Origin of the sequence: Flavobacterium sp. SORGH_AS_0622, from assembly GCF_030818825.1 — a bacterium.
Taxonomy (GTDB): Bacteria; Bacteroidota; Bacteroidia; order Flavobacteriales; family Flavobacteriaceae; genus Flavobacterium.
Genome location: NZ_JAUTAX010000001.1, coordinates 735,432 through 759,743, shown reverse-complemented (window position 1 = coordinate 759,743; position 24,312 = coordinate 735,432). Strand labels below are relative to the sequence as shown.

Annotated in this window: 24 protein-coding genes and 1 pseudogene; 10 read left to right on the top strand and 15 right to left on the bottom strand. The window is 32.2% G+C overall.

Going from position 1 to position 24,312, the window contains the following annotated elements:
* Positions 1-110: 110 nt before the first annotated feature.
* Genes QE431_RS03320 through mraZ form a run of 5 tightly spaced genes read right to left on the bottom strand, consistent with a single transcriptional unit; the run spans position 111 to position 5,296 of the window.
* Positions 111-1,574, bottom strand: coding sequence for a UDP-N-acetylmuramoyl-L-alanyl-D-glutamate--2,6-diaminopimelate ligase (locus tag QE431_RS03320; RefSeq protein ID WP_307292544.1), 1,464 nt, complete (start codon positions 1,572-1,574; stop codon positions 111-113).
* Positions 1,571-3,580: a penicillin-binding protein gene (locus QE431_RS03315; protein ID WP_307292542.1), complete on the bottom strand. Its 2,010-nt coding sequence runs from the start codon at positions 3,578-3,580 to the stop codon at positions 1,571-1,573. The genes QE431_RS03320 and QE431_RS03315 overlap by 4 nt, the downstream gene beginning before the upstream one ends.
* The gene (locus QE431_RS03310; protein WP_134139452.1) at positions 3,571-3,918 is read right to left on the bottom strand and encodes an FtsL-like putative cell division protein; all 348 of its coding nucleotides are present in this window, start codon (positions 3,916-3,918) and stop codon (positions 3,571-3,573) included. Before QE431_RS03310 ends, QE431_RS03315 begins: the two co-directional genes overlap by 10 nt.
* A 21-nt stretch (positions 3,919-3,939) precedes the next feature.
* Positions 3,940-4,848 (bottom strand): 16S rRNA (cytosine(1402)-N(4))-methyltransferase RsmH, encoded by a 909-nt coding sequence (gene rsmH, locus QE431_RS03305; protein ID WP_198530118.1) that lies wholly within the window; start codon positions 4,846-4,848, stop codon positions 3,940-3,942.
* Positions 4,823-5,296 carry a division/cell wall cluster transcriptional repressor MraZ gene (mraZ, locus tag QE431_RS03300; RefSeq protein ID WP_134139448.1) on the bottom strand — a complete coding sequence of 158 codons (474 nt, stop codon included), beginning with the start codon at positions 5,294-5,296 and terminating at the stop codon, positions 4,823-4,825. Before mraZ ends, rsmH begins: the two co-directional genes overlap by 26 nt.
* Before the next feature lie 378 nt (positions 5,297-5,674).
* Here mraZ and QE431_RS03295 point away from each other — a divergent pair, with 378 nt between their 5' ends.
* Together QE431_RS03295 and yihA are read left to right on the top strand one after the other, a co-directional pair.
* Positions 5,675-6,439 (top strand): alpha/beta fold hydrolase, encoded by a 765-nt coding sequence (locus QE431_RS03295; protein ID WP_057117196.1) that lies wholly within the window; start codon positions 5,675-5,677, stop codon positions 6,437-6,439.
* A 43-nt stretch (positions 6,440-6,482) separates the two neighbouring features.
* Positions 6,483-7,115, top strand: a complete 633-nt coding sequence (gene yihA / locus QE431_RS03290) for a ribosome biogenesis GTP-binding protein YihA/YsxC (protein WP_057117197.1) — start codon at positions 6,483-6,485, stop codon at positions 7,113-7,115.
* Positions 7,116-8,045: 930 nt separating this feature from the next.
* On the opposite strand, the gene gldC is transcribed toward yihA, so the two are convergent.
* Together gldC and gldB are read right to left on the bottom strand one after the other, a co-directional pair.
* Positions 8,046-8,384 (bottom strand): gliding motility protein GldC, encoded by a 339-nt coding sequence (gene gldC, locus QE431_RS03285; protein WP_057117199.1) that lies wholly within the window; start codon positions 8,382-8,384, stop codon positions 8,046-8,048.
* Positions 8,384-9,340 (bottom strand): gliding motility lipoprotein GldB, encoded by a 957-nt coding sequence (gene gldB, locus QE431_RS03280; protein WP_307292538.1) that lies wholly within the window; start codon positions 9,338-9,340, stop codon positions 8,384-8,386. Before gldB ends, gldC begins: the two co-directional genes overlap by 1 nt.
* A gap of 100 nt (positions 9,341-9,440) precedes the next feature.
* Between gldB and nadE the strand changes: the two genes are divergently transcribed.
* Together nadE and QE431_RS03270 are read left to right on the top strand one after the other, a co-directional pair.
* Positions 9,441-10,247 carry an NAD(+) synthase gene (gene nadE, locus QE431_RS03275; protein ID WP_307292537.1) on the top strand — a complete coding sequence of 269 codons (807 nt, stop codon included), beginning with the start codon at positions 9,441-9,443 and terminating at the stop codon, positions 10,245-10,247.
* Positions 10,248-10,340: 93 nt separating this feature from the next.
* Positions 10,341-10,970, top strand: coding sequence for a response regulator transcription factor (locus tag QE431_RS03270; RefSeq protein WP_008467169.1), 630 nt, complete (start codon positions 10,341-10,343; stop codon positions 10,968-10,970).
* A gap of 98 nt (positions 10,971-11,068) precedes the next feature.
* On the opposite strand, the pseudogene dnaG reads toward QE431_RS03270, so the two are convergent.
* The 4 genes and pseudogenes from dnaG to QE431_RS03250 all read right to left on the bottom strand — a co-directional run bounded on the left by dnaG (position 11,069) and on the right by QE431_RS03250 (position 15,689).
* A pseudogene (gene dnaG / locus QE431_RS03265) lies at positions 11,069-13,136 on the bottom strand (DNA primase).
* A 128-nt stretch (positions 13,137-13,264) separates the two neighbouring features.
* Entirely contained in the window at positions 13,265-14,293 is a 1,029-nt protein-coding gene (locus QE431_RS03260; RefSeq protein WP_134139442.1) for a hypothetical protein, read from the bottom strand.
* Positions 14,294-14,413: 120 nt separating this feature from the next.
* Positions 14,414-15,142 carry a hypothetical protein gene (locus tag QE431_RS03255; protein ID WP_307292530.1) on the bottom strand — a complete coding sequence of 243 codons (729 nt, stop codon included), beginning with the start codon at positions 15,140-15,142 and terminating at the stop codon, positions 14,414-14,416.
* The gene (locus tag QE431_RS03250) at positions 15,129-15,689 is read right to left on the bottom strand and encodes an RNA polymerase sigma factor (RefSeq protein WP_134139438.1); all 561 of its coding nucleotides are present in this window, start codon (positions 15,687-15,689) and stop codon (positions 15,129-15,131) included. Before QE431_RS03250 ends, QE431_RS03255 begins: the two co-directional genes overlap by 14 nt.
* Positions 15,690-15,991: 302 nt before the next feature.
* Between QE431_RS03250 and QE431_RS03245 the strand changes: the two genes are divergently transcribed.
* Together QE431_RS03245 and QE431_RS03240 are read left to right on the top strand one after the other, a co-directional pair.
* Positions 15,992-16,603: a hypothetical protein gene (locus QE431_RS03245; RefSeq protein ID WP_307292527.1), complete on the top strand. Its 612-nt coding sequence runs from the start codon at positions 15,992-15,994 to the stop codon at positions 16,601-16,603.
* Positions 16,604-16,699: 96 nt separating this feature from the next.
* Positions 16,700-17,596 carry a hypothetical protein gene (locus tag QE431_RS03240; RefSeq protein WP_307292525.1) on the top strand — a complete coding sequence of 299 codons (897 nt, stop codon included), beginning with the start codon at positions 16,700-16,702 and terminating at the stop codon, positions 17,594-17,596.
* A gap of 4 nt (positions 17,597-17,600) precedes the next feature.
* Here QE431_RS03240 and QE431_RS03235 read toward each other — a convergent pair whose 3' ends face one another.
* A complete protein-coding gene (locus QE431_RS03235; RefSeq protein ID WP_307292523.1) occupies positions 17,601-18,578 on the bottom strand; it encodes a polyprenyl synthetase family protein in 978 nt (325 codons plus the stop codon).
* Between the two features lie 161 nt (positions 18,579-18,739).
* Here QE431_RS03235 and QE431_RS03230 point away from each other — a divergent pair, with 161 nt between their 5' ends.
* Positions 18,740-19,600, top strand: coding sequence for a hypothetical protein (locus QE431_RS03230; RefSeq protein WP_307292520.1), 861 nt, complete (start codon positions 18,740-18,742; stop codon positions 19,598-19,600).
* A 274-nt stretch (positions 19,601-19,874) separates the two neighbouring features.
* On the opposite strand, the gene rlmN is transcribed toward QE431_RS03230, so the two are convergent.
* Complete coding sequence (gene rlmN, locus QE431_RS03225) at positions 19,875-20,921, bottom strand: 23S rRNA (adenine(2503)-C(2))-methyltransferase RlmN (protein WP_134139432.1); 1,047 nt, start codon at positions 20,919-20,921, stop codon at positions 19,875-19,877.
* Positions 20,922-21,242: 321 nt separating this feature from the next.
* On the opposite strand from rlmN, the gene QE431_RS03220 reads away from it, so the two are divergent.
* The 3 genes from QE431_RS03220 to QE431_RS03210 all read left to right on the top strand — a co-directional run bounded on the left by QE431_RS03220 (position 21,243) and on the right by QE431_RS03210 (position 23,183).
* Complete coding sequence (locus tag QE431_RS03220; protein WP_307292518.1) at positions 21,243-21,641, top strand: hypothetical protein; 399 nt, start codon at positions 21,243-21,245, stop codon at positions 21,639-21,641.
* A 111-nt stretch (positions 21,642-21,752) separates the two neighbouring features.
* On the top strand, positions 21,753-22,394 hold the full coding sequence (locus QE431_RS03215) for an O-methyltransferase (RefSeq protein ID WP_111284805.1): 642 nt from the start codon (positions 21,753-21,755) through the stop codon (positions 22,392-22,394).
* Between the two features lie 66 nt (positions 22,395-22,460).
* Positions 22,461-23,183 (top strand): phytanoyl-CoA dioxygenase family protein, encoded by a 723-nt coding sequence (locus QE431_RS03210; RefSeq protein WP_307292510.1) that lies wholly within the window; start codon positions 22,461-22,463, stop codon positions 23,181-23,183.
* A gap of 164 nt (positions 23,184-23,347) precedes the next feature.
* On the opposite strand, the gene QE431_RS03205 is transcribed toward QE431_RS03210, so the two are convergent.
* Positions 23,348-23,911, bottom strand: coding sequence for a phosphatase PAP2 family protein (locus QE431_RS03205; RefSeq protein ID WP_307292507.1), 564 nt, complete (start codon positions 23,909-23,911; stop codon positions 23,348-23,350).
* A complete protein-coding gene (locus QE431_RS03200) occupies positions 23,911-24,258 on the bottom strand; it encodes a twin-arginine translocase TatA/TatE family subunit (protein WP_113679888.1) in 348 nt (115 codons plus the stop codon). The genes QE431_RS03205 and QE431_RS03200 overlap by 1 nt, the downstream gene beginning before the upstream one ends.
* Positions 24,259-24,312: the final 54 nt, after the last annotated feature.

The following is a 24,312-nucleotide window of genomic DNA, read 5'->3' as shown; positions in this document are numbered from 1 at the left end:
ATCTTTTATTTTAAATTCCAATTTTGAATTAAAATTCCAATTTTTATCCCGAAACTTCGAGACCAATTCCAATGCTGCATTGGATTTTGGAATTTGGAATTTTGATTTTGTTATTTGTTCAATTGTTCTAAAATTTCCTTTACTGTTTCCATGTCATCAAAATGATGACGAACACCATTTATTTCTTGATACGTTTCATGTCCTTTACCTGCAATCAAAATAATATCTTTTGGCTGAGCCAATTGACAAGCGGTTTTAATAGCTTGTTTTCTATCTGTAATTCGCAGCATTTTTTTATAGTTCTGTGGCTCAACTCCCTGCTCCATTTCATCCAAAATAACTTCGGGATCTTCATTTCTTGGATTATCAGAAGTCAAAATAGCTTTATCACTCAAATCTGAAGCAATTTTCGCCATAATAGGACGTTTTGTTTTATCTCTGTTTCCGCCACAACCCACAACAGTGATTAACTGTTCGTTTTTGGTACGAATATCATTTATCGTCTTCAAAACATTTTCTAAAGCGTCTGGCGTATGTGCGTAATCTATAACAGCCGTAATTCCTCCGTCTGATACAATATACTGAAAACGACCCGAAACACTTTCTAAATCAGATAGTAAGCGCAACGCTTCAAGACTATCAATTCCAAGCTCTACAGCTGTTCCATAAATAGCTAAAACATTGTATGCATTAAAAGTTCCAATTAGCTTTACCCAAACCTCATTATCATTAACTTTTAATAATAATCCTGATAATTGACTTTCTAAAATTTGAGCTCTATAATCAGCATAAGATTTTAAGGCGTACGTCAGTTTTTTAGCAGCTGTATTTTGCAGCATTACAGTTCCGTTTTTATCATCTATGTTAGATAAAACGAAAGCTGATTTTGGAAGTGAATCAAAAAACGACTTTTTAACATCTCTGTATTCTGCAAAAGTTGGATGATAATCTAAATGATCGTGTGATAGATTCGTAAATATTCCACCCACAAAATGCAATGCTTCAGTACGTTTTTGATGAATTCCATGCGAACTCACTTCCATAAAACAATGTGTAACTCCAGCTTCGACCATTTCATTTAAATAATGATTAATTGTTAGCGAATCTGGCGTTGTATGCGTTGCTGGATATTCTTTTTCATCAACCATGATTTTTACAGTTGATAATAAACCAACTTTAAAACCTGCTTTTTGAAACAATTGAAATAATAATGATGCAATTGTTGTTTTTCCGTTTGTTCCAGTTACACCAACTAATTTTAATTTTGCAGATGGATCTTCAAAATAATTAGCGGCCATAAAAGCCAAAGCTGTATTGGTATCTTTTACCTGAATGTACGTAACATCTTTGGTAATATTTTCTGGAAGCGTATCGCAAATGATTGCTTTTGCTCCTAACTGGATTGCTTTTTCAATATAATCATGTCCGTCTGAAAGTGAACCACGAATTGCCACGAAAACATCATTTGCTTCGACTTTACGTGAATCAAATTCAATTTTCTGAATAGCAGTTTGTGTCGAACCTTTTACAGATTCAATAGCTACTTTATATAATATATCTTTTAATATTTTCACGATAATTCTAATACAATTGTTGTGTTTTTGCTAATATTGGTTCCCGCTTGAATCGATTGATTCTTTACTTTCCCCATTCCATTTACTTTTACTTTTAAACCTAAATTCTCCAGTAAAGCAATTGCATCCATTCCCGGCATTCCTTTTAAATTTGGAATCTGATTAACCTTTTTATTGGCTTCTGCGATATATTTATCATAACTAGCATCCTGTTTTGGAATTCTAGTATCTAATTTTTTAATCTTATTTGTTGAAGGCGCATCAGTAAAAATCTTTTGAGCGATTCTTTTAAAGACTGGCCCTGCAACATCTGCTCCGTAATAGTTATTCTTAGCCGTATTTGGCTTATGAACCACTACAATACAAGAATATTTCGGGTGATCTGCTGGAAAATAACCCACAAAAGAAGAAGCATAATACAACGCTGATTTTCCTTCTTTTCCTCCATAATTCATTTGAGCTGTTCCTGTTTTTCCTGCCATCGAAAAATCTTTCGAATACAATTTAGAACCTGTCCCTTTCTTCACTACATTAAGCAGTACTGCTTTCACTTTCTTTAATGTTTCTGGAGAACAAACTTTTGGATTTATAACTTCAACATCAAATTTCTTGATAGTTTTATTCCACTCTTTAATTTCAGACACAAACTGCGGTTTTACCATCACACCATCATTTGCAACTGAATTGTATAATGCCAAAGTCTGCATTGGTGTAACTGAAACTCCATATCCAAATGCCATCCAAGGAAGCGAAACTCCTGACCAATGTTTGTCTCCTGGCTGTGGTATATATGGTCTTCCTTCTCCTTTAAAATGCAATCCCAGCGTCTTATTTAAGCCATAACTATTGACATGATTTACAAACTTCGATGGGTTATTTTTGTAATTTTCATAAACCGCTTGAACCATTACAGTATTTGATGAAAGTTCAAATCCACGTGCTAATGAAACCTTTCCATAACCTCCGTTGTGCGAGTCACGAACCGATCTTCCATAATATTTAACTACACCGTTATGGCTGTCATAAACTGTACTTGTATCAGCTACTTTATCATCCAAAATTGCCATTAAATCAACCAACTTGAAAGTTGATCCCGGTTCATGAGATTCGGCAATTGCGTAATTTGTTGTTTCGTAATACGATCCGTCCTCTGCTCTTCCTAAATTTGAAATTGCTTTCACATGGCCTGTTTGTGTTTCCATAACTACAACACAGCCGTGATCTGCTTCATAATCTTGCAATTGTTTCAGCAAAGCATGATGCGCAATATCCTGAATAAAAACGTCTATAGTCGAAATAACATCATAACCATCAATTGGATCTACTTCATTCAAATCACGAATTGGTTTCCACTGCCCTTTTGCAATTTTTTGTTTTAGAATTTTACCGTCTTTCCCGTTCAAATAACTTTTAAAAGCCCACTCAATTCCTTTTCCAACTTCTACACCAGTTGCAGGATCAACCCGATCGTAACCAATTGTTCTTTCTGCAATTTTTCCAATTGGATGTTTTCTAACGGTTTCTTGTTCAACTATAATCCCACCTTTAAAAGCGCCTAAATTAAATAATGGAAAACCTTTAATTTTCACATATTCGGTATAACTTAAATTTCGGGCAATCAAATAATAACGGTTTTTATTTTCGCGCGCTTTTCTTAATTCTTTTTCGTAATAACCTGATGGTCTGCCTAAAACAGTTTCTAAAGAATCTGCTAATTGCTTTACATACTTCTCAAAAGTTTCTTTTTTTGGCGCTTTTGCATCAAAACGAATTTCATAGTTCGGAATTGAGGTTGCCAATAAACTTCCATCAGCAGAATAAATATTTCCTTTGTTTGCCGGAATTACAAAATTTCTAACTGTACGCTGTTTAGCCAGTTTTCTATAATAATCTCCTTCAACCCATTGAATATTGGTTAACTTAACTACAATAGCAATTGCCATCAAAAAGATGAAAACTGCTACGAGGTAAATTCTGTAGGATATATGTTTATCTTCTACTGCCATATTCTTTTAAAGAAATTTTTTTCTTCTTCTTTTGTAACTTCTATTTTAACTGGAGGAACTGTAGAAGGAAAGATTTGTTTTTCCTTCATTTTATCAGAAATCGTTGACTCCATTTTTAATTTCATTAATTCTGAACGTCGATCTACAAATTCAGATCTCAATTCTTTTACTTCATTGCTTAATTTTGCAATTTCAAAAACCTTTTGCTCGTATCGCTGTGTATTTGCAATCATCAAAATGGCCAGCAGGATTATAAAAACAATAAAACGCCAATTTTTTACCGCATCATCATGTATCAGAAATCTTGCTTTTAATATGCTAAACACGCCGCTTTTCATTTTTTCCTACCTTAATATATATTATATCTTTTCAGCAACTCTTAATTTGGCACTTCTTGCTCTATTATTGATTTTGATTTCCTCATTATCTGGAACAATCAATTTTCCTATTGTTTTAAATGGAACTGAAAAATTTCCAAAAAAATCTCTTTCCGGTTCTCCTTCAAACATTCCGTTTTTGATAAATCTTTTTACCAGACGATCTTCTAAAGAATGATAAGAGATTACAGAAAATCTTCCTCCTGGCTTTAAAACCTCCAATGACTGCTCGATGAATTCTTTCAAAACATCCATTTCCTGATTTACCTCGATTCGAATGGCCTGATAAATCTGGGCCAATATTTTATTTCGAACTTTTTCTGGTAAATATTTCTTTAAAACATCTTTTAATTCGTCTGTCGTTTTGATCGGATAATCTCTTCTTGCCTCTACAATTGTTCTTGCTAAAACTGGTGCATTCTTCAACTCCCCATAATCAAAAAAAACACGACGTAAATCCTGTTCTTCATATTCATTAACCACTCGATAAGCATTCAAATCATTTTTTTGACTCATCCGCATATCTAGTTCGGCATCAAATCTGGTTGAAAAACCTCTTTCTGGAACATCGAACTGATGTGACGAAACTCCTAAATCTGCCAAGATTCCGTCTACCGATTTTACTCCGTGAAAACGTAAAAATCTTTTTAAAAACCTAAAATTCTCATTTATCAAGGTAAACCTTTCGTCTGGCAATGCATTTGCAAGTGCATCTTCGTCTTGATCAAATGCAAACAGCCTTCCGTTTGGCCCTAATCTTTTTAAAATCTCTTTTGAATGACCACCGCCTCCAAACGTAACATCTACATACACACCATCTGGTTTAATATTTAAACCATCTACTGTTGGATGAAGCAAAACCGGATTATGATATTCCATTGTCGTCGTCATTAATATTTCCCATTACTTCTTCGGCTAAATCTGCAAAATCCATATCTTCGCCGCTTATTGATTTTTCGTATAAATCTTTATCCCAAATCTCCACTATATTAACCGCAGATGAAAAAACCACATCTTTAGAAATACTTGCAAACGTTACCAAATCTTTTGGAACAAGCAGTCTTCCTAATGCATCAACCTCAACCACTTTAACACCAGCAGTAAACCTTCTAATGAAATCGTTATTCTTTTTTACAAAGCGATTAAGCTTGTTTATTTTTTTCATCATCGCATCCCATTCTTCCATTGGATACAATTCTAAACACGGCTGAAAAACAGAACGCTTCAAAACAAACCCGCTTTGAAGAGAAGCCGTCAATTGCTTTTTCAAAGGTGCAGGCATCATTAGCCTCCCTTTAGCATCGACTTTACATTCATATGTTCCAACAATTGTGTTCAAAAAAAACTAGTTAACATGTTATACAGCAAAAATATAAAAAATATTACCACATTTTACCACTTTATACCACTTTGTTAATAAGTTTAACCACATTGCTACCACTTTCTATAATTAACAAACAATCAATACATTAACTATTAATTAACAGATTAATAAATACGTTATTCATTCGAAAAAATAATGCGCTAATTTTCTTAAAAAATTGATTATAATGCAGATTTATTAACATTTTAAGATTTTAACAAAACATGCATTAATTACTGGTTTTTAACGGATTAGAAATTCTACCGAAATTATCTAGTTAAAAAATGGCAGCAAAAATTCATTTTTATTTATTTAACCCTATATTTGTCGAAATTGAAATTGGCATTAGATTAGATGGACAAACACTACAAAAAAGAAGGCAAATACAGCTATTTTGAAGCTGGAGAAGGTACACCTATCGTTATTCTGCATGGGTTAATGGGAGGTCTTAGTAACTTTGATGGTGTAGCACAATATTTCCCAACAAAAGGATATAAAGTTGTTATCCCGGATTTGCCAATATATACTCAAAGTATTTTAAAAACTAACGTAAAAAGTTTTGCCAAGTACGTAAAAGATTTTATTACTTTTAAAGGATTTGACAAAGTAATTCTTCTGGGAAATTCTTTAGGAGGACATATCGCATTGTACCACACAAAGCTTTATCCCGAAAAAGTTGCCGGACTTGTAATCACTGGAAGTTCTGGTCTTTACGAGAGTGCAATGGGAGACAGTTACCCTAGAAGAGGTGATTACGAATACATCAGAAAGAAAGCTGAAGATGTATTTTATGACCCAAAAATTGCAACTCCTGAACTTATTGATGAAGTTTACGCAACCGCTAATGACCGCATCAAATTAATTAAAACTTTAACGATTGCTAAAAGTGCAATTCGTCATAATATGGCTAAAGATTTACCAAAAATGGATGTAGAAACCTGCATTATTTGGGGTAAAAATGACTCTGTAACGCCGCCAAATGTTGCAGAAGAATTTGATAAATTATTGCCAAATTCAACTTTATATTGGATTGACAAATGTGGACACGCCGCTATGATGGAACATCCTGATGAATTTAATGAAATTCTAGAGAAATGGCTCACTGAGCAGAAATTATAGCCTCTGACTTTCGATTTTAAGAAGGTTTTAAAAAACAAAATACATGAAAATTAATAGCGCCGAATTTATTATCAGTAATTCTGATGCTTCAAAATGCCCAGCTGAGTTTCTGCCGGAATACGCATTTATAGGCCGATCAAACGTAGGTAAATCATCGTTGATAAACATGATTACCAACCATAAAAATTTAGCAAAAACATCTGGAAGACCAGGAAAAACTCAATTAATAAATCACTTTAAAATCAACAATAATTGGTTTTTAGTCGATTTACCAGGTTATGGTTATGCTAAAGTTTCAAAAAAAACTAAATCTGTTTTTCAGCAGTTTATTACTGATTATTTTGAAAACAGAGAACAACTTGTTTGTGCTTTTGTTTTGATTGATATTCGCCACGAAGCCCAAAAAATAGACATTGAATTTATGTCTTATATGGGAGAAAGCGAAATTCCGTTTTGTATTATTTTCACTAAAGCTGATAAAATCAGTAAAGTAAAAGTAGACTCTCATATTGCTGCTTACAAAAAACAAATGTACGCCAACAACTGGGCTGAAATGCCGCAATATTTCGTAACCTCATCTACAGAATCAATCGGAAAAGAAGAACTTTTGTCTTACATTGATGAAGTAAACCAAGAAGTTTTTAAAAACAACAGCGGATTTTTAAATTCTATTTAAAAACATCAATTCTAAATATTTAAACTCCAAATTCCAAAGTATTAAAAATGGAATTTGGAGTTTTTTTATTATTAGTCATCAGTTTTATAAAATTAGAGAATATCTTTCAACTTGAATTCATTAGCATTCCTTTTATATCTTAAAACTTTCCATTCTTTAAATATTAAGAATTGATACAAGATGTAAAACAAAGAATTAAAAAACCAAAAATCAAGTACAAATGGTTCTGTAAAAATTACTGAATCGGTATTACCACTCAAAAAAATACTTAAACTGCTGATAAGGTAAATTATCAATCCATTAGAGAAATACAAATAATCTAGTTTAGCAATTCGAATATTTTGTATCACAAAAGTAAGTGCATATAAAATCAGTAACACTGAGGCAACACCAATTTCAAACAAATTAAACTTCCAGTAAAGATCTGGTTTTCTGTAATATTGTATCGCCAATAAAATTAAAACCAGTACAAGAAAAAAAAGTACTGCATTTTTCAACCTAACATTTGTAAACAAACTCCAGAAGAATATACTTAAAGCAATAAATTGAAAAATAAAGTAGTAATGGGAAAGGAAAAAATTTGATCCCGGTCTATAAAACCCAATAATATTACAGCACAATTCCTGCACAAATAAAAACATCAGATAAACCGTAATTATGAAATACTGGACATCTTTGTTTTTTCGCGTCGTATAAAAAAGAATGCTATTTAACAACAAAAAAAATAATCCGACAAGACTTACTAGAAATGGGAACAGCATACAATCTAATTTTACCTTACTAAAGTAATCTATAAAAATAAACCTCCTTAAAATTTTTGATTAATTTTATTTTAAAAGCGAAAGAAGATCCCTTAAAGAGGAAATAAAAAATCCCAAATTCCAATTTTTAAAGCTTGGCATTTGGGATTTCTTTTTTTTATTAGAATTTTTATTGTTTTGTCAGCTCCAATTTTTCAGCGAAATAATCACAGAAATCTTTCATGGTGTCAGACATTTTTTCATCGTCTGTAGCACGTTTAAAAGTATCTGACATTGCTACTAGAGTCTGGTGGAAGAAAATCTTCATTTCGTCTACCGGCATATCTTTTGTCCATAAATCGATACGCATTGTTTCTTTTGCTTTACTGTCCCAAATAGACAACATTATAGCTTTTGCTTCTTCAGCGTTAACTCCGCCATCTTGAGCGCTCCAAGTTAATTTTTCGGGAACGCGGTTTTCGTCTAATTCTACGTTGAATTTAATCTCTGAATTTATTGTGTCTGCCATTATTTCTTAGGTTTATATTTTGATTTTTCGAAAATCTCTTTGGGCTGAACTTTAAATAATTCAGCTAAAGAAACATTATTGTTTTTCATATAAGAACGCACCATCTGCCACCCAATCCAAGCACCTACACGGCCTGGAGAATCGTTGTCTATTTCCAAATAAAATTTAGAAAAAGGAGCTGGTGTCATAAATCGCGTTGTCAATTTTGGATCATCGCTGTACAGCATTTCATTTTCTATAAAATAACGCCACATATAGGCTTCATTTTCTTCACACCATTTAATCTGCTCTGGTGTATAACCCATTTTTTCTGCATCTGTATAATCTGGAAGAAGCAGGTCTTTTGCATAAAGCTGTTTTCCTTCAAAAACCATTTGAGCCACTAAACTCCTGTCTGGTAAATATGGGATATTTCGGTAAGAAAAACTCGAAACTACATCTGGCATAATCTGTCTTTCCTCAAAATTCTGTTTTAAATAGTTTGGGAATTCATAAAACTTATGATCTTTCCCCAGATAGAGTTCTAAAGCTACAATTACAAGGCTATCTGCATAAATTGCTTTTGCACTATAATCCATCTCACCAATAACTGTAATGACTTTTGGAATTTTAGTTTTAGGGAAATAATATTTTACGTGTTGAAAAAGAGCATCAAACTCTTTACGAACTGGTTCAAAATTGCTGTATTTTTTTTGTACCTCTTCATAAACTTCCTTCCAGATCGGATCGTTCATTTTCTGCAGCCAAATATTGTCATCGTTGCCGGCAGGAAAGAAAAAAGGATATTGTTTTTTCACCTTTGCAAGATCTTGAGGTTTGGTCTCAAAAAATACCTTATCAAAACGTTCTACTTTTATATCAACGGGAATTTCTTCTACTTCTTTTTCAACCTTAGATTTTTGATCGCAAGACAAAAAAAACAGGCACAGAACCACTGCAAAGCGATAAATTTTCATTTTATTTTAATTAGATTTGTGTTACCAGAATTTAAAGTAAATGTATACTTTGAAATAATTCTGCAAATATACATCCCTGCATTTTAAAACTTAAACTATTATGGCTAAAAAAAGTACAATTCAGACAGAAAAAGTAAATACGCATATTGTAGAGTGGTTAAAAAATTATGCCAATAACGCAAAAGTAAACGGTTTTGTAATCGGAATCTCTGGCGGTGTAGACTCTGCGGTAACTTCAACTTTATGCGCGCAGACAGGACTGAAAGTATTGTGTGTAGAAATGCCTATTCATCAGGCAGAAAGTCAAGTAAGCAGAGCAAAAGAACATATTGAACAGCTAAAAAAGCGTTTCCCAAATGTTTCTGATGTTCAAACTGATTTGACTGAAACTTTTGAATCTTTTAAAAATGCTGTTCCCAAAACAGATGATGATGCAAAAGTAAGCTTAGCATTGGCCAATACACGCGCTCGTATCAGAATGACTTCTTTGTATTACTTAGCTGGTCTTCACGGTTTACTAGTTGCTGGAACTGGTAATAAAGTAGAAGATTTTGGAGTAGGTTTTTACACTAAATATGGAGATGGCGGCGTAGATTTAAGTCCGATTGCCGATTTAATGAAATCTGATGTTTATGCATTAGGAGAATTTTTAGAAATTCCGCAGTCAATTTTAACAGCAGCACCTACAGATGGATTATTTGGTGACAATCGTACCGATGAAGACCAATTAGGAGCAAGTTATGATGAACTCGAATGGGCAATGTTAGCCGCGGAGTCAGGAAAAACGGCGGATGACTTCGAGGGGAGAGAAAAATCTGTCTTTGAAATTTATAAAAGATTAAACACCAGCAACAAGCATAAAATGGACCCAATTCCGGTGTGTACTATACCAAAAACGTTAAAATAATTTTTTTTAACATTTGTCTGCAATTAATTACAGAATTTATTTATTAATTTTACAGTTCCAAAAACATGAACAATTCTAAAAAAGGTAAAAATTATGATTAAAGTATGTCTAGCAGACAATCATCCTGTGACGCACTTTGGCGTTAAGTCTTATTTTAAAGACCACGATCAAATTTCAATTGTTGCCAACGTAGGCAATTTTTCAATGGTTAGAGACATTCTTCAGACGAAGGAGATCGACATTTTAATTTTAGATTTAGAATTAGAAGGTCTTTCAAGCATCTTTGAAATTAAATCTATCCTAAAAAATTTCCCAAAAACAAAAATTGTTATTTTCAGTGATCTTGCTGAGCAAATGTATGCTCCAAATGCAATTAAAGCAGGAGTTTCCGGGTATGTACACAAAACAGAAAAACTAGAAACACTAGGACATTCTATTATTAAAGTACACGAAGGAAAAATTATCATCAACGAAACAGTACGCAAAAACATGGCCCTTATTGCGAAACAAAGCAAAAGCGAGCGTCTGTACAGAAAACTTTCAAATCGCGAGATCGAAGTTTTGCGTTACTTAAGTGATGGAAAGAAAAACAATGAAATCTCTAAAATCTTAAACCTGAACGAAAAAACGATCAGTACTTACAAACTGAGATTATTGACTAAATTAAATGTTACTAATTTAGTTGACTTAGTAAATAAAGCGAAGACTTTAGAAATTATTTAATTACAAATCGAAGATCTTAATTTTTATTTTTTAAGTAAATCGGAAATCTTTATAAAAACTCTATCTTTTGATTCATCATTAGATAGAGTTTTTTTCTTTTAATGATATGGCACTACTACTCGCCCTAATTTCTTAGAAAAATTATTTAATAATTTAGAATAATCCACAACCATACTCAAAACTTCAGAATTATCTTCCTGCGGATTTGTCAAAAGAGAATTTTTCAATTCTGCAATAATTCCAGATACCAAATACCATCGCATTGAAAAAATAGTTTCAGAAACATTTTGTTCTATGGTTTCGCTTTTATGTTTTGGATAAATATTCTGCCCTTCCCAATTATGAATGGTAACTCTTTCGTCTTCCATTAAAATATTGGTTACTTCCTGAGCAAATTCGGGCTGTAAATGCATCAAATATTTATCTAAACTAAAAGTCTCATTTTGATTGTAGAAATCAATTATATTGTTGTAAATATTTTGAAATAATGTATTCGACAATTCTACCTCATCTTCTTGTAGACTTAAATACACTTTTTCAAATACTTTATATTCTCTTTTTTCAGAAACCTCTTTTATGTTTCCTTCTTCATCTGTCTTTAAGAAAACATCTTCGAAATTTTCGACCACACTTCCGTACAAAAGAAGAATTTCAATAATTTTTCTTTCAAAGCCGTATAAAATATTTACCTTTTCTGCTGGTGCTTCTGGATAATAACCCGGTTCTCCAGGATAATCATCTGGCGGTCCGGTTCTTGGGTCTTCTGGATCACCTCCTGAAAATGTAGCATTTTTTGGAGGCTGATTTCTATGAACTTCAAAAGGCTTTTGATCCTGTTTTTGTTTTTTGTTCGCCTCTGCAATATCCTTTTGAATTAACTGCGCCAGCGTACTTACCAAAACCTGTTCCGAAATATCCATTATTCGTGCACATTCCTGAATATATACTTCTCGCTGAATACGGTCTGGTATTTTTGAAATACTCGTAACCATATCACGAATCAGGTCGGCTTTTTTGATTGGATCGTTTTTAGCTTCACCCATCAAGATCGAAGCTTTAAACTGTATAAAGTCTTTACTGTTTTCTTCTAAATAAGCAACTAATGCATCATGCGAATTTTTACGCGCAAAACTGTCTGGATCTTCTCCGTCAGGAAAAGAACAAACCCTAACATTCATTCCTTCTTCCAAAATCAAATCGATTCCTCGAATTGACGCTCTTAAACCTGCAGCATCTCCATCAAAAAGTACTGTAATATTTCTAGTCAGACGATTTATCAAACGAATCTGGTCTGGCGTTAAAGCTGTTCCTGAAGAAGCCACAACGTTTTCAATTCCTGCTTGATGAAACTGAATTACATCGGTATAACCTTCAACTAAATAACAATTGTTTTGTTTGGCTATAGATTGCTTGGCATGATAAATTCCGTAAAGGACTTTGCTTTTATGGTAAATATCACTTTCTGGCGAATTTAGGTATTTTGCCGCCTTTTTATCATTAGTCAAAATACGTCCTCCGAAACCTAAAACACGTCCCGACATACTTTGAATTGGAAACATTACACGTCCTTTAAAACGATCAAAAGGACGGTCTTCTCGGGCAATTGTTAATCCTGTACTTTCTAAAAATTCTAATTTATATCCTTTTCCAAGGGCTTCTTTCGTCAAAGCATCCCAAGTTTCTGGAGAGTATCCTAAGTTGAACTTTTTAATCGTTTCATTGGTAAAACCTCTTTCTTTAAAATAAGACAAACCAATTGCTTTTCCTTCTTCACTATTGAGGAGAACATCCTGAAAATATTTGGCCGCAAATTCAGAAACCAAATACATACTTTCGCGGATGTCTGTATTTGCTTTTTTCTGCTTCTGATTGTTCTGTTTCTTCAATTTCGATATTATACTTTCTGGCTAAATAACGAATGGCTTCTGGATACGTAAACTGCGAATGTTCCATCAAAAATTTAACAGAGTTGCCGCCTTTTCCCGTACTAAAGTCTTTCCAAATCCCTTTTGCCGGCGATACCATAAACGAAGGAGAGCGCTCATCTGAGAATGGACTCAATCCTTTGAAGTTACTTCCTGCACGTTTTAAATTCACAAAATCGCCGATAACCTCCTCTACTCGAGCAGTTTCAAAAACAGAATCTATGGTATTTTGTGAAATCAAAGTCTAATATATTTTTAAAGTTGAGAGCTTGTAAAAATACGCAAATCCTATTTGAATTTTAATCATTTTTAAAACAAAAAAGCATCTCGTTTGAGATGCTTTTTTTACTAACTAAACGACCAATTCTTTTAGTTTAAATCTACTCTAAGTCCTAACGAAATGTTATTCTCTTTGACTAAATTATTCTGAAATAATGGATTTAAATCGTATTTAAAATATAAACTCAATTCTCTATAACCGATATACGAACTCAGACCGTAAATAAAATTATTTACATTGTAATCCCCTTTTATAGTGGTTTTATATTTTAAATCTTCGTCTTCAAATTTTAAAATCTGTTTTGACTTTACATTGATTCCCGCATAGCCTCCAATTCCAAAACGGAAACTTCTATGTGTTTTAAAATAAGTTTTTCCGTTGCTTTCTACTGGTCTTGAAAAATCAAACTCTAAATGTACAGGCGCAACCAAATAGACATTTCTAAAACGAGATTCATTTAAATTAACCGAATTCACTTCCAGATTAGTCTGCTCTCCATTTACAACAAAACTTCTGTTATCTGTAGGACGAATATTATTGTACACTAATGAAAGTCCGTATTTGGCATGAAGCAGATTATCATTTTTCAATAATCTTGAGTTATACGTAAACCCCCATTCGTAAAAATGCGAACCAATAAAACTGTAATTGGAATCCTGAAGCTTTCCATCGACCATCATATTATTCAATCCCATTGCAAATACAAATTGAGAAGTGGTTCTTTTTTCGCCGTGTATAGAATCTTTGGTGTCTTTATGAGATTTCCAGCGAATCATATAGACTTTAGAAGAATCTTCTTTTATCTTTCCATCTACTTTTTTCTGCACCAAATCATTTAATTCATTTTGTGCCAAAGTAATTTTTTCTTCAATAATTACAGCTCGAGCTTCTGCAAGTTCTTTTTTGCGTTTATCAGCCTGTTCCTGAGTAATTTTACCTTCAGACAATTGAACATTTACAGCTTCAACTTCTTCTTTTAGAGCTTCTTTCTCTTCTTTGGTAATTTTCTCAATTTTATTAGCGATTCTTTTCGCTTCAGATTCAAAAGTTTCCTGCCCCATTACTTTGCTTATCAGTAAGAAAAAGAATAGAATGAAATAAATAGTAATATTTTTCATGATTGATTGATTTTAAAAATGATTGATGATTGATTTTTAATTATTAATTGTTGAGTGTTAATGGTTAATTTTTTGATATGAAATTTGATATTGATATTGCCATTTTCATTGTCATTGCCTCTACTCTTTTTGATTTCTATTCGATAAAGCGACTTTGACATCTTGAAAGTTCTTGTTTACTTTTGTAATCATTTTTTCTCTAAAAGAAAGTTCTAATTCGCCGTCTACCTGATTGAGTAAATCGCTGGCATTGATTTTTACTTTTGCCTTTTTAGTAGAACTTTCGGCTAAAACTTTATTTTCTGCAGTTTCTAATAACTGATCTACATTGGAATTTTTAGCATTTTCTGTAATTAAAACTTGATTGCTGGCTGATTGTTTTTCTTGATTGTTTTTGATGATGATTGAAGACTCCGCTATTTGATTTGATTCATTTTTATTGGTTTTATTTGAAATTTGATTGTTCACTTTTTCTTGTTTTGCTGAAGCTTGTTCTGAAGTTTTTTCAGCAATTGCATTTTCAGTTTTAATTGAATCTATATTATTTATAGCTGGTTTTGTAACTGATTCTTTTTGGATTTCCTTTTCAACCACTACAGTTTTTGGAACTTCAACTGCGTTTTTATTTTGATTGAAAAACAGAGTTCCCACCAATAGAAATCCAATAAAGCTGGCTGCGATGTACAACCATTTTCTTTTCGATTTTTTATTTGAGTTAATCGTAATTGGTTTGTTCTCTTCTGCTACACTCAACATTGCATCCAATCGATCCCAGGCTTTATTGCTTGGTTCAATTTTTCTCTCGTTAAGTTTATCACGGAAATCCTTTTCAAAATTATTCGGTTCCATTATCTTGTTTTTTTAAAATACTAATTTGTGTTTGCAGCATTTTTCTAGCGTGCGATAATTGCGATTTCGATGTTCCTTCATTAATTCCTAACATCTTGGCAATTTCATTGTGTTTGTAACCTTCAATTGCGTATAAATTGAAAACCATTTTATAGCCATCTGGCAAAGCGTCAATTAAATACTGAATCTGTTCTACGGTAAACTGGCTGTCGATTTCATTAAAACTTTCTTCTACAAAAAACTCATCTTCGGCAAATTTTACTTTTTTCTGGACTCTTAAGTACGAAATGCATTCGTTAACCATAATTCGGCGGATCCAGCCTTCAAAACTTCCTTTGTGTTCAAAGTTTTTTAAATTCGTAAACACTTTCATAAATGCTGTTATCATTACATCTTCTGCCAATTGAATGTCTTTTATATATTGACGACATACACTTAACATTTTTGAAGAAAACTTACTGTAAATCTGCTGTTGGGCCTGACGATTGTTTTCGACAGCCAACTTTATGATTTTGGTTTCTTCTTGATGTAAATGAATAATTTTCATTTATAAGCTTTTGGTTTTTGGTTTGTTTTTGGTTTTAGAAACAGACTTCTATTAGCATAGACGATTGTCGATTTGAAATGGTTGCATGAGAGTAAAAAAAAATAAAATTTTAAATTCCAAATTCGAAAAATTGGATGTATTCTTTATTTCATGCATTGTCAAGCTCACATAAAAACAAAGAAAATCAAAACAATAGCTTCGTTTACTATTAATTTTAAATCTTTTAAAAATATTTTCTGTTTCATTTATACTTTTTTAATAATTTGTAAGTTTTATTTTATAAAAATAAAAATAAGACCCGCATGAAAATTAGCAGAATTATATTAAGCCTCATTATTCTAAACATATCTTGTTCTGACATTAAAAAAAATAAACCAATTCAAAGTACAGAAATTGACTCAAGCCATGATACTGTAAAGAAAGCATTAGAAACCGCATATACTTGGGACATTCAAAAGACAGATAAAGGAACGTTGATGTTTTTAGATGTTGGATATCAACATGGCGAAAGCTCACAAGAAGAAGAATTTTTAACATTGACAGTTGCAAAAAATAAAACAAAGCAACGACCTGAATTTATAAATATTATTCTTCCTAATAATATTGAGAGGTCAAATGGTATCCTTATTGCATTTGGTCAATATTCAGATAAAGACCAAAATCCAGAAGTTAAGTTAATAGAAAATATCAAAGTTAAAGTAGAATTCAAGGATTGTAATAATGAAGATTGTACTGCCCGTTTGCTTGATGGTTTTGCCAATAGAGAGGATGGGCAAAAAGAAGACATTTTTAATGACTTTCTCAAATATAATTTCTTGTTTTTACTTTTTACTTATCCAGATGGAAGTCATAAATCAGTAATGATTCCACTAGCTAATTTTAAAGAGCAGTTTAGAAAGATAGACAATAAATAAGATTTAAATAAAATTGAGATTTATCTAAAGCAATTAATATTTCAACTTCAATCTTATTTTGTAAGTTTTATTTATAATTTACTTTGAACTTAAATAATGATCAAAAAAATCTACATCATAACCCTTGCCCTACTTTGTTCCTGCCAACAAAAGAAATTTGAACAAAAAGAAAATACGAAAATTGATTCTACATCTAAAGAGTATAACGCTTCAGTAGAAAATATTGAAGTGGATTCTAAAAAATTTATTACTGCAAATTGGTTCAAAGTTTTTAAAACAGATACAATTATTGCCAGTGAAATGTACTGGAAAAAAATAATCGAAAAAGATTCATTAATTAAAATATTTAAAGCTGACTTTATTAACTCACCTCCTTTAAAAGATAAAATGATAATTTTCTTGCAAGAGGGAAAAGATCATAAATCTTTAATAAATGAAAATTACTGTAAAATGATATCTGAGCCTGAGCGGGCAGTTTTAGGATATTTAACACTTCTTCACGGTACTTTAAACTATTGTTATTATAATAATGCAGTCAATAAAGAATTTACAATGAGAAGCGCTATAAACTTAGACAATGAGGACAATATCAATTTAGATAACAAATATCCTGAAAGATTTAAATCTTATCTGAGATTTTGGTTCCGAAATGACTCAAATTCATTAGAAAAAATAAATGATGATTATTCTTCAACAGCAATTTTCTTTGGACAATCTGTCTATGATTACTTTTCTAAAATCAATTTGACAGTAAAAGGAAATACGATTTATGCCAAATTTAATATTAAAGGTTTTAACAGAGACATTTGGGAGAGCTTTCGTACTGAAGAAATTATTTTTTTAGTAGATAAGGACAATATTAAGGTAATTGACAAGAAAGAGTTAGAAGAAGAATTTGTATATTTTTATCCTAATGGAAGTGGTATAGAGCCTCCATCTGGTTATAAAAATAATGGAAAAGGAGAATATTATTTAGTCAATAAAAGAAAATAAATATTTACTTCTTCCTATCAATAACATAATTCACCATCAAAGTTAGCGCCTCTTTATACTCAGAATCTTCGAAGTTTTGAAGCAGAGAAAGTGCTTCCTGCTGGAATTGCACCATTTTGTCTTCGGCATAAGCCAAACCATTGTTGTTTTTTACAAAGGCAATAACTTCTTTTACACGTTTCTTGTCTTTGTTGTGGTTTTTGATGGAGTTTATCAGCCACTTTTTTTCCTGCGGAGTACAAGTATTTAAAACGTGAATTAAAGGCAATGTCATTTTTTGCTCTTTAATATCGATTCCGGTTGGTTTACCGATGGCTTCTTCGCTGTAATCGAATAAATCGTCTTTAATTTGAAAAGCCATTCCAATCAGCTCACCGAATTTGCGCATGTTTTCTACCTGAACATCATCTTCAATTACGGCTTTCGCGCCAAGCGCACAACAAGCTGCAATAAGTGTTGCGGTTTTCTTTCGGATGATTTCGTAGTAAACATCTTCCGTAATATCAAGTCTGCGGGCTTTTTCTATTTGAAGTAATTCTCCTTCGCTCATTTCGCGAACGGCGACAGAAATAATTCTTAACAAATCAAAATCACCATTGTCAATAGAAAGCAGCAGTCCTTTAGACAATAAATAATCACCAACCAAAACGGCAATTTTATTTTTCCAAAGCGCATTGATAGAGAAAAATCCACGACGGCGATTACTATCATCCACAACATCGTCGTGTACTAAAGTTGCTGTGTGAATCAGCTCAATTACTGAAGCTCCGCGATACGTTCTTTCGTTTACAATACCGCCAGAAACCATTTTTGCAGTAAGAAAAACAAACATCGGACGCATTTGTTTTCCCTTACGGTTTACGATATAATAAGTGATTCTGTTTAGCAAGGCAACCTTCGAGGTCATCGATTCATGGAACTTTTTTTCGAAAAGTTCCATCTCGTTAAAAATAGGCTGCTTTATTTGAGACGTAATATTCATTTAGACTTCAAATATACTATTTTTAATAAAAATACGTTGTGTATTTTAGGTTAGGATTTTAATATTTTATGTCTTAATCTAAAAATTCCCACCAAAAATAGCTCTAACTAATACTGATTTGAATTCATTAATTTAAAAGAAGAACCCAAAACTATTTATTTATGAAAACAAAATTTTTATTACTTAGCACTTGTATTACAATGTCTTTTTTCATCAGCTGTAATTCTGATGAAAAAACAAATGATGGATCTGCAAAAACGATTACGAACGAAGAAATTATCACAAATTCTAAAATCGATGCCTCTGTAGATGATGTTACCAATATTGCCGAAGATCAATTTAGCTCACAAATTAATATTAACGCAAAACCTGGCGGACCGATTAAAAACTTTCTGCCTAGCTGCGCTACCATAACAACAGTTTTAACCAATAATACTTGGACAAAAACAGTAGATTTTGGTGTTGAAGGCTGTACTTTGAATAACGGAAATACGGTTAAAGGAAAAATGATTGTTTCTTTTTCTAATGATTTTAGTTCGTCTACCCAAACTATTAGTTACACTTTTGAAGGATTTTACCATAACGGACGAAAACTTCAAGGAAGTAAAAGTATTGTGAGAACAATTAAAGAAACTAATTTGCTAGTGACAGCTCATCCTGTTTCTACAGCTGCAATTGATTTGACTATTACTTTTGATGACGGAGGCGTTTACACCAGAAAAGGAACTTTGATAAAAGAAATGACTTCTGGTTACGATACTTGGTTTGATTGGGATGATAACGTGTTTGTGGTTACAGGAAGCGGTACAACAACTTTTCCTAACGGAGATACTTACTCGGCAGAAATTACTACTCCTTTAGAATTTAATGCTTTGTGCAGAAAATCTTTTGCTGTAAAAGGAATTGTTTCAATTACTAAAAACGGCGCTTCGGCAACTATAGATTATGGAAGCGGAGAATGTGATACTCTTGCAACAGTAACTAAAGATGGCGTTACAGAAGAAATAGATTTGAAAAAATAAAATCCTTTTTGCCCGAAAAAAAAGCATTAAGAACAAGATTGATCCTTGTTTTTAATGCTTTTTTTATTTGTGTTATTTTTCAAATGTTCCTACGGAACATATTTTCATTGTCATCATTTTTTTTCTACCGATGAGATACTCCTACGGAGTATATTGGTTTCTGTTTTTTGAGCAATGAAATATTCCTAACGGAATAATATTTTCAGCGAATATTTACTCTAATACTTTTTTCTACCAATCAGATATTTCTAACGTAATATATTCTGGCGAATATTTATTCTGCTTCTTTATTGGCTAGCTGGCCGCATGCGGCGTCTATGTCTTTACCTCTGCTTCGTCTTACTTTTACAACTATTCCGATATTCTCTAATGCTTTAATATAAGCCGCAATAGATTCTTCTGAAGCTTGCTGAAATTCGCCGTCATCAATTGGATTATATTCAATTAAATTAACTTTGCAAGGCACATATTTACAGAATTTTACTAATGCATCAACTGAAGCTTTATCGTCGTTAATTCCTTTCCACACTACATATTCATACGAAACTTTGCTTTTGGTTTTTCTGTACCAATATTCTAAAGCTTCACGTAAATCTTTCAAAGGGAAATTTTTACTGAATGGCATGATTCTCGCGCGAGTTTCGTCAATTGCAGAATGTAGTGAAACTGCTAATTTAAACTTCACGTCATCATCTGCCATTTTTTTGATCATTTTAGGAATTCCAGAAGTCGAAACCATAATTCGTTTTGGAGACATTCCTAAACCTTCTTCAGAAGTAATCATATCAATTGCTTTAATGACATTATTGTAATTCATTAAAGGCTCTCCCATTCCCATAAAAACGATATTCGAAAGTGGATGATTATAGTACAAACGGCTTTCTTTATCAATAGCCAGAACCTGGTCGTAGATTTCTCCTGGTTCCAGATTTCGCATTCTTTTTAATCTTGCTGTCGCACAGAAATTACAATCTAAACTGCATCCTACTTGACTAGAAACACAAGCTGTCGTTCTCGTGTCTGTTGGAATTAAAACAGATTCAACAACAAGTCCGTCATGAAGGCGCACAGCATTTTTTACAGTTCCGTCACTGCTTTTCTGCATCGTATCCACTTTGATATGATTGATCACAAAACTGTTTTCAAGCATAGATCTTGTAGTCTTCGCTACATTTGTCATATCTTCAAAACTGTGAGCACCTTTGCTCCACAGCCATTCATAAACCTGATTTCCGCGAAAAGCTTTATCTCCATTTTCAACAAAAAAATCGCGAAGCTGCTCTTTTGATAAGGCTCGTATGTCTTTTTTCTCCATTTGCATGCTGCAAAGTTAATCACTTTTGTCATTTTTTACCGCTTTTTAGTGCATTCTTAACAAGACCTCAAGAACAGTGAAGAAAATAAGGGCAAATTCAAGTATAATTAAACTCTTCATTCTTTAATATAAAATTTATAATGACTAAAATTTTTTCGTCATAAAAAAAATCGAACGCTAAGCTAAAAAGTCAAAATTTGGCACAAGAATTGTTTTGCTCTCAAAAGAAAAATAATCTTACAAAGAGCTCAATCATTTTAAAATTTGTACTTTTATTTTTCAGCCATATAACCTTTAAGTTTTATCAACCTAAAAAAAAATGTAATTATGAAAAAACAAATTTTAAGTTTAGCTGTTGTTGCTTTATTAGCATTTGGTGTTCAATCATGCGAGAAGAAAGAGCCTAAACCTGCAGATGAAGAATTAACTCTTGGAAACAAGGTTGACTCATTAACAACAGATATTAAAGAAGTAACAGACACTGCAGTTAGTAAAGCCGAAAGCGCTGCTGCAAAAGCGAAAGATGCAACAGAAAATGCAGCAAGCGACGTAAAAGATGCAACTAAAAAAGCTGCAAATGATGTTGAGAACGCTGCAAAAAAGACAGCAACTGATGTAAAAGACGCTACTAGAAAAGGTGCAGAGAAAGTTGAAAACGCAGCAAAAGCAGCGAAAGACGGAACTGTAAAAACAGCAAAAGAAGTAAATGAAGCTTTGAAAAAATAAATTTCATCTAAATCTAAATTGAAACCATCTGCCAAAGCGGATGGTTTTTTATGCAAAAAACTACGCCGATATTTTTTGTACTTTTGCTTCAAAATTACAAGATATTACAACATGCATTTCATATCACAAGAATTAGAAGATTATATCGAACAGCATTCTGAAAATGAACCAGAATTGTTAGCCAAACTCAATAAAGAAACTTACCAAAAAATACTTTTACCGAGAATGTTAAGCGGTCATTTTCAAGGACGTGTTTTAAGCATGTTGTCTAAATTGATTCGTCCGGTAAATATTCTTGAAATTGGAACTTACACAGGTTACGCTGCCTTATGCTTATGTGAAGGCATGCAGGAAAACGGACAATTACATACCATCGATATTAAAGAAGAATTGGTTGATTTTCAACGAAAATACTTTGATGCTTCTCCGTGGGGAAAACAAATTTTTCAACATTTAGGCGAAGCTGTAAATATTATTCCAGATTTAGATGTAAAATTTGATTTGGTCTTTATTGATGCCGATAAGGAAAATTACCTCAACTACTGGGAAATGATTGTTCCAAAAATGAATAAAGGCGGCATTATTTTGTCTGATAACGTTTTATGGAGCGGAAAAATCCTCGAACCTGTTCATCCAAATGATGTAAGTACAAAAGTTCTTTTGGAATATAATCAACTCTTAAAAGATGATCCAAGAGTCGAAACAGTTTTACTGCCAATTCGTGATGGATTGACGGTTTCGAGAGTGTTGTAGATTTTTAAGATGCTAAGAGACTAAGCTTTTTCGTTTATTTATCTGTCATTAAAATTAGTTTTCAAAATGAATAATTCAAGAGAAATATATTCTGAAGGTTTTACAATAATAAATAATGTTTACGCTGAAAAAGAGATCGATAAACTAATTTCATTAATTGAAAATAAAACCAAAAATGATTCTGACAATGCTACTTTTAGAAAGTCTCAAGATTTATTTGCTATTAGACAGTTTCACAAAGAAATACCTGAGATATTAGACTTTATTTTTAATGAAAATTTAAAAAAAATTATTGAATCTAATTTTGGAAAAGGATATTTCATAACCAAATCCATATATTTTGACAAGCCTGAAAAATCAAATTGGTTTGTGGCATATCATCAAGATTTGACCATTTCTGTTGACCAAAAAATTGAGGTTGAAAATTTTGAGAATTGGACTTTAAAACAAAATCAATTTGCTGTTCAGCCTCCGAAAGAAATTTTAGAAGATAATTTCACGATCAGAATTCATATTGATAAAACTACAAAGAATAATGGAGCTTTAAGAGTGATCAATAATTCGCATTCGAAAGGAATTCTGAGAATTGAAAACCTAAATTTTGAGACTGAAAAAGAAACGATTTGCGAAGTTGAAAAAGGCGGAATAATGATCATGAAACCATTATTATTTCATGCTTCGAATAAAACTACAAATAACGAACGAAGAAGAGTTATTCACATAGAATTCAGTAGACAACAACTTCCCGAAGGATTAGATTGGAGTGAAAAAATGATTTATAAAAATTAATTCATATATTAAAAAAAGAAAAAGGCTTTAGCCAAATACTTACTGTATTTTGGCTAAAGCCTTTTTCTTTTAAACCTAATTATCTTCAGCTAAGAATAGAATTCATATAATTTTAAAAACTCAGTCTCGGGATAGTTCCTTAGAATTTGAGAACCTTAAAAAAACTATCTTGGGAAATATTGCGGTTTTAATTTTCTATATACTAAATAAAGTAAAGATCCAAAAAGCGCTCCGAAGAAATACCCTGCTAGAATATCACCAGGATAATGCAATCCTAAATAAATACGGCTGTAAGCGAAAATTAGAGGCCATAAAAATAAGAATCCAAAATATTTGAAGTGACGTTTTAAAACTAAAAACAAGAAAGTTGCAACCGCCATTGTATTTGCCGCATGCCCAGAGAAAAAACTATAGGATTGTCTAACCTGTACAATTCGAATAATCGAAGCTAAATCTGGATTATTACAAGGACGTAAGCGTTGAAAAGTATGTTTGAATAAATTACAGGTTTGATCTGTAAAAGCAATCAAAATTGCTACAAACAGCAATAGATACAAAGTTTGTTTGCCACCTATTTTTTTATAAATAAGAAAAAACAGTAATAAGAAAAATGGTGTCCAATACAACTGATTGGTAATGAAGAGCCAAAATTTATCGTATGTTTCAGAACCTAATCCATTAAGATATATTAATAGATTTGTATCTAATTCCTGTATTTTTTCAAGCATTATCTTTGGCGTTTAATAGGTCCAGAAATGGTATCAATATCTTCTTTTACTTTGTCGATTTCATTGGCTGTATCTCCTAAGAGACTTCCATTTTCTCCAAGTATATTAGATTTTGCATTATTAATTTCTGCATTAATATTTCCAGTAATATCCGTCAAAGATTTAGAGTCAAGACCATTAGCCTCTGCTCCCTTTTGAATTTCACTTTTAATATCATTAGTCGCATTTTTTAATTGAGCCATAGCCTTACCCATCGTGCGTGCAATTTCTGGTACTTTATCAGAACCAAAAAGCATTAGTACAATAAACAGTATAAAAACTAATTCTCCTCCTCCTATACCAAACATAACTTTTATTTTTGTTGTCGCAAAGATATTAAATTTTGCAGCGTAGAGTTTTAA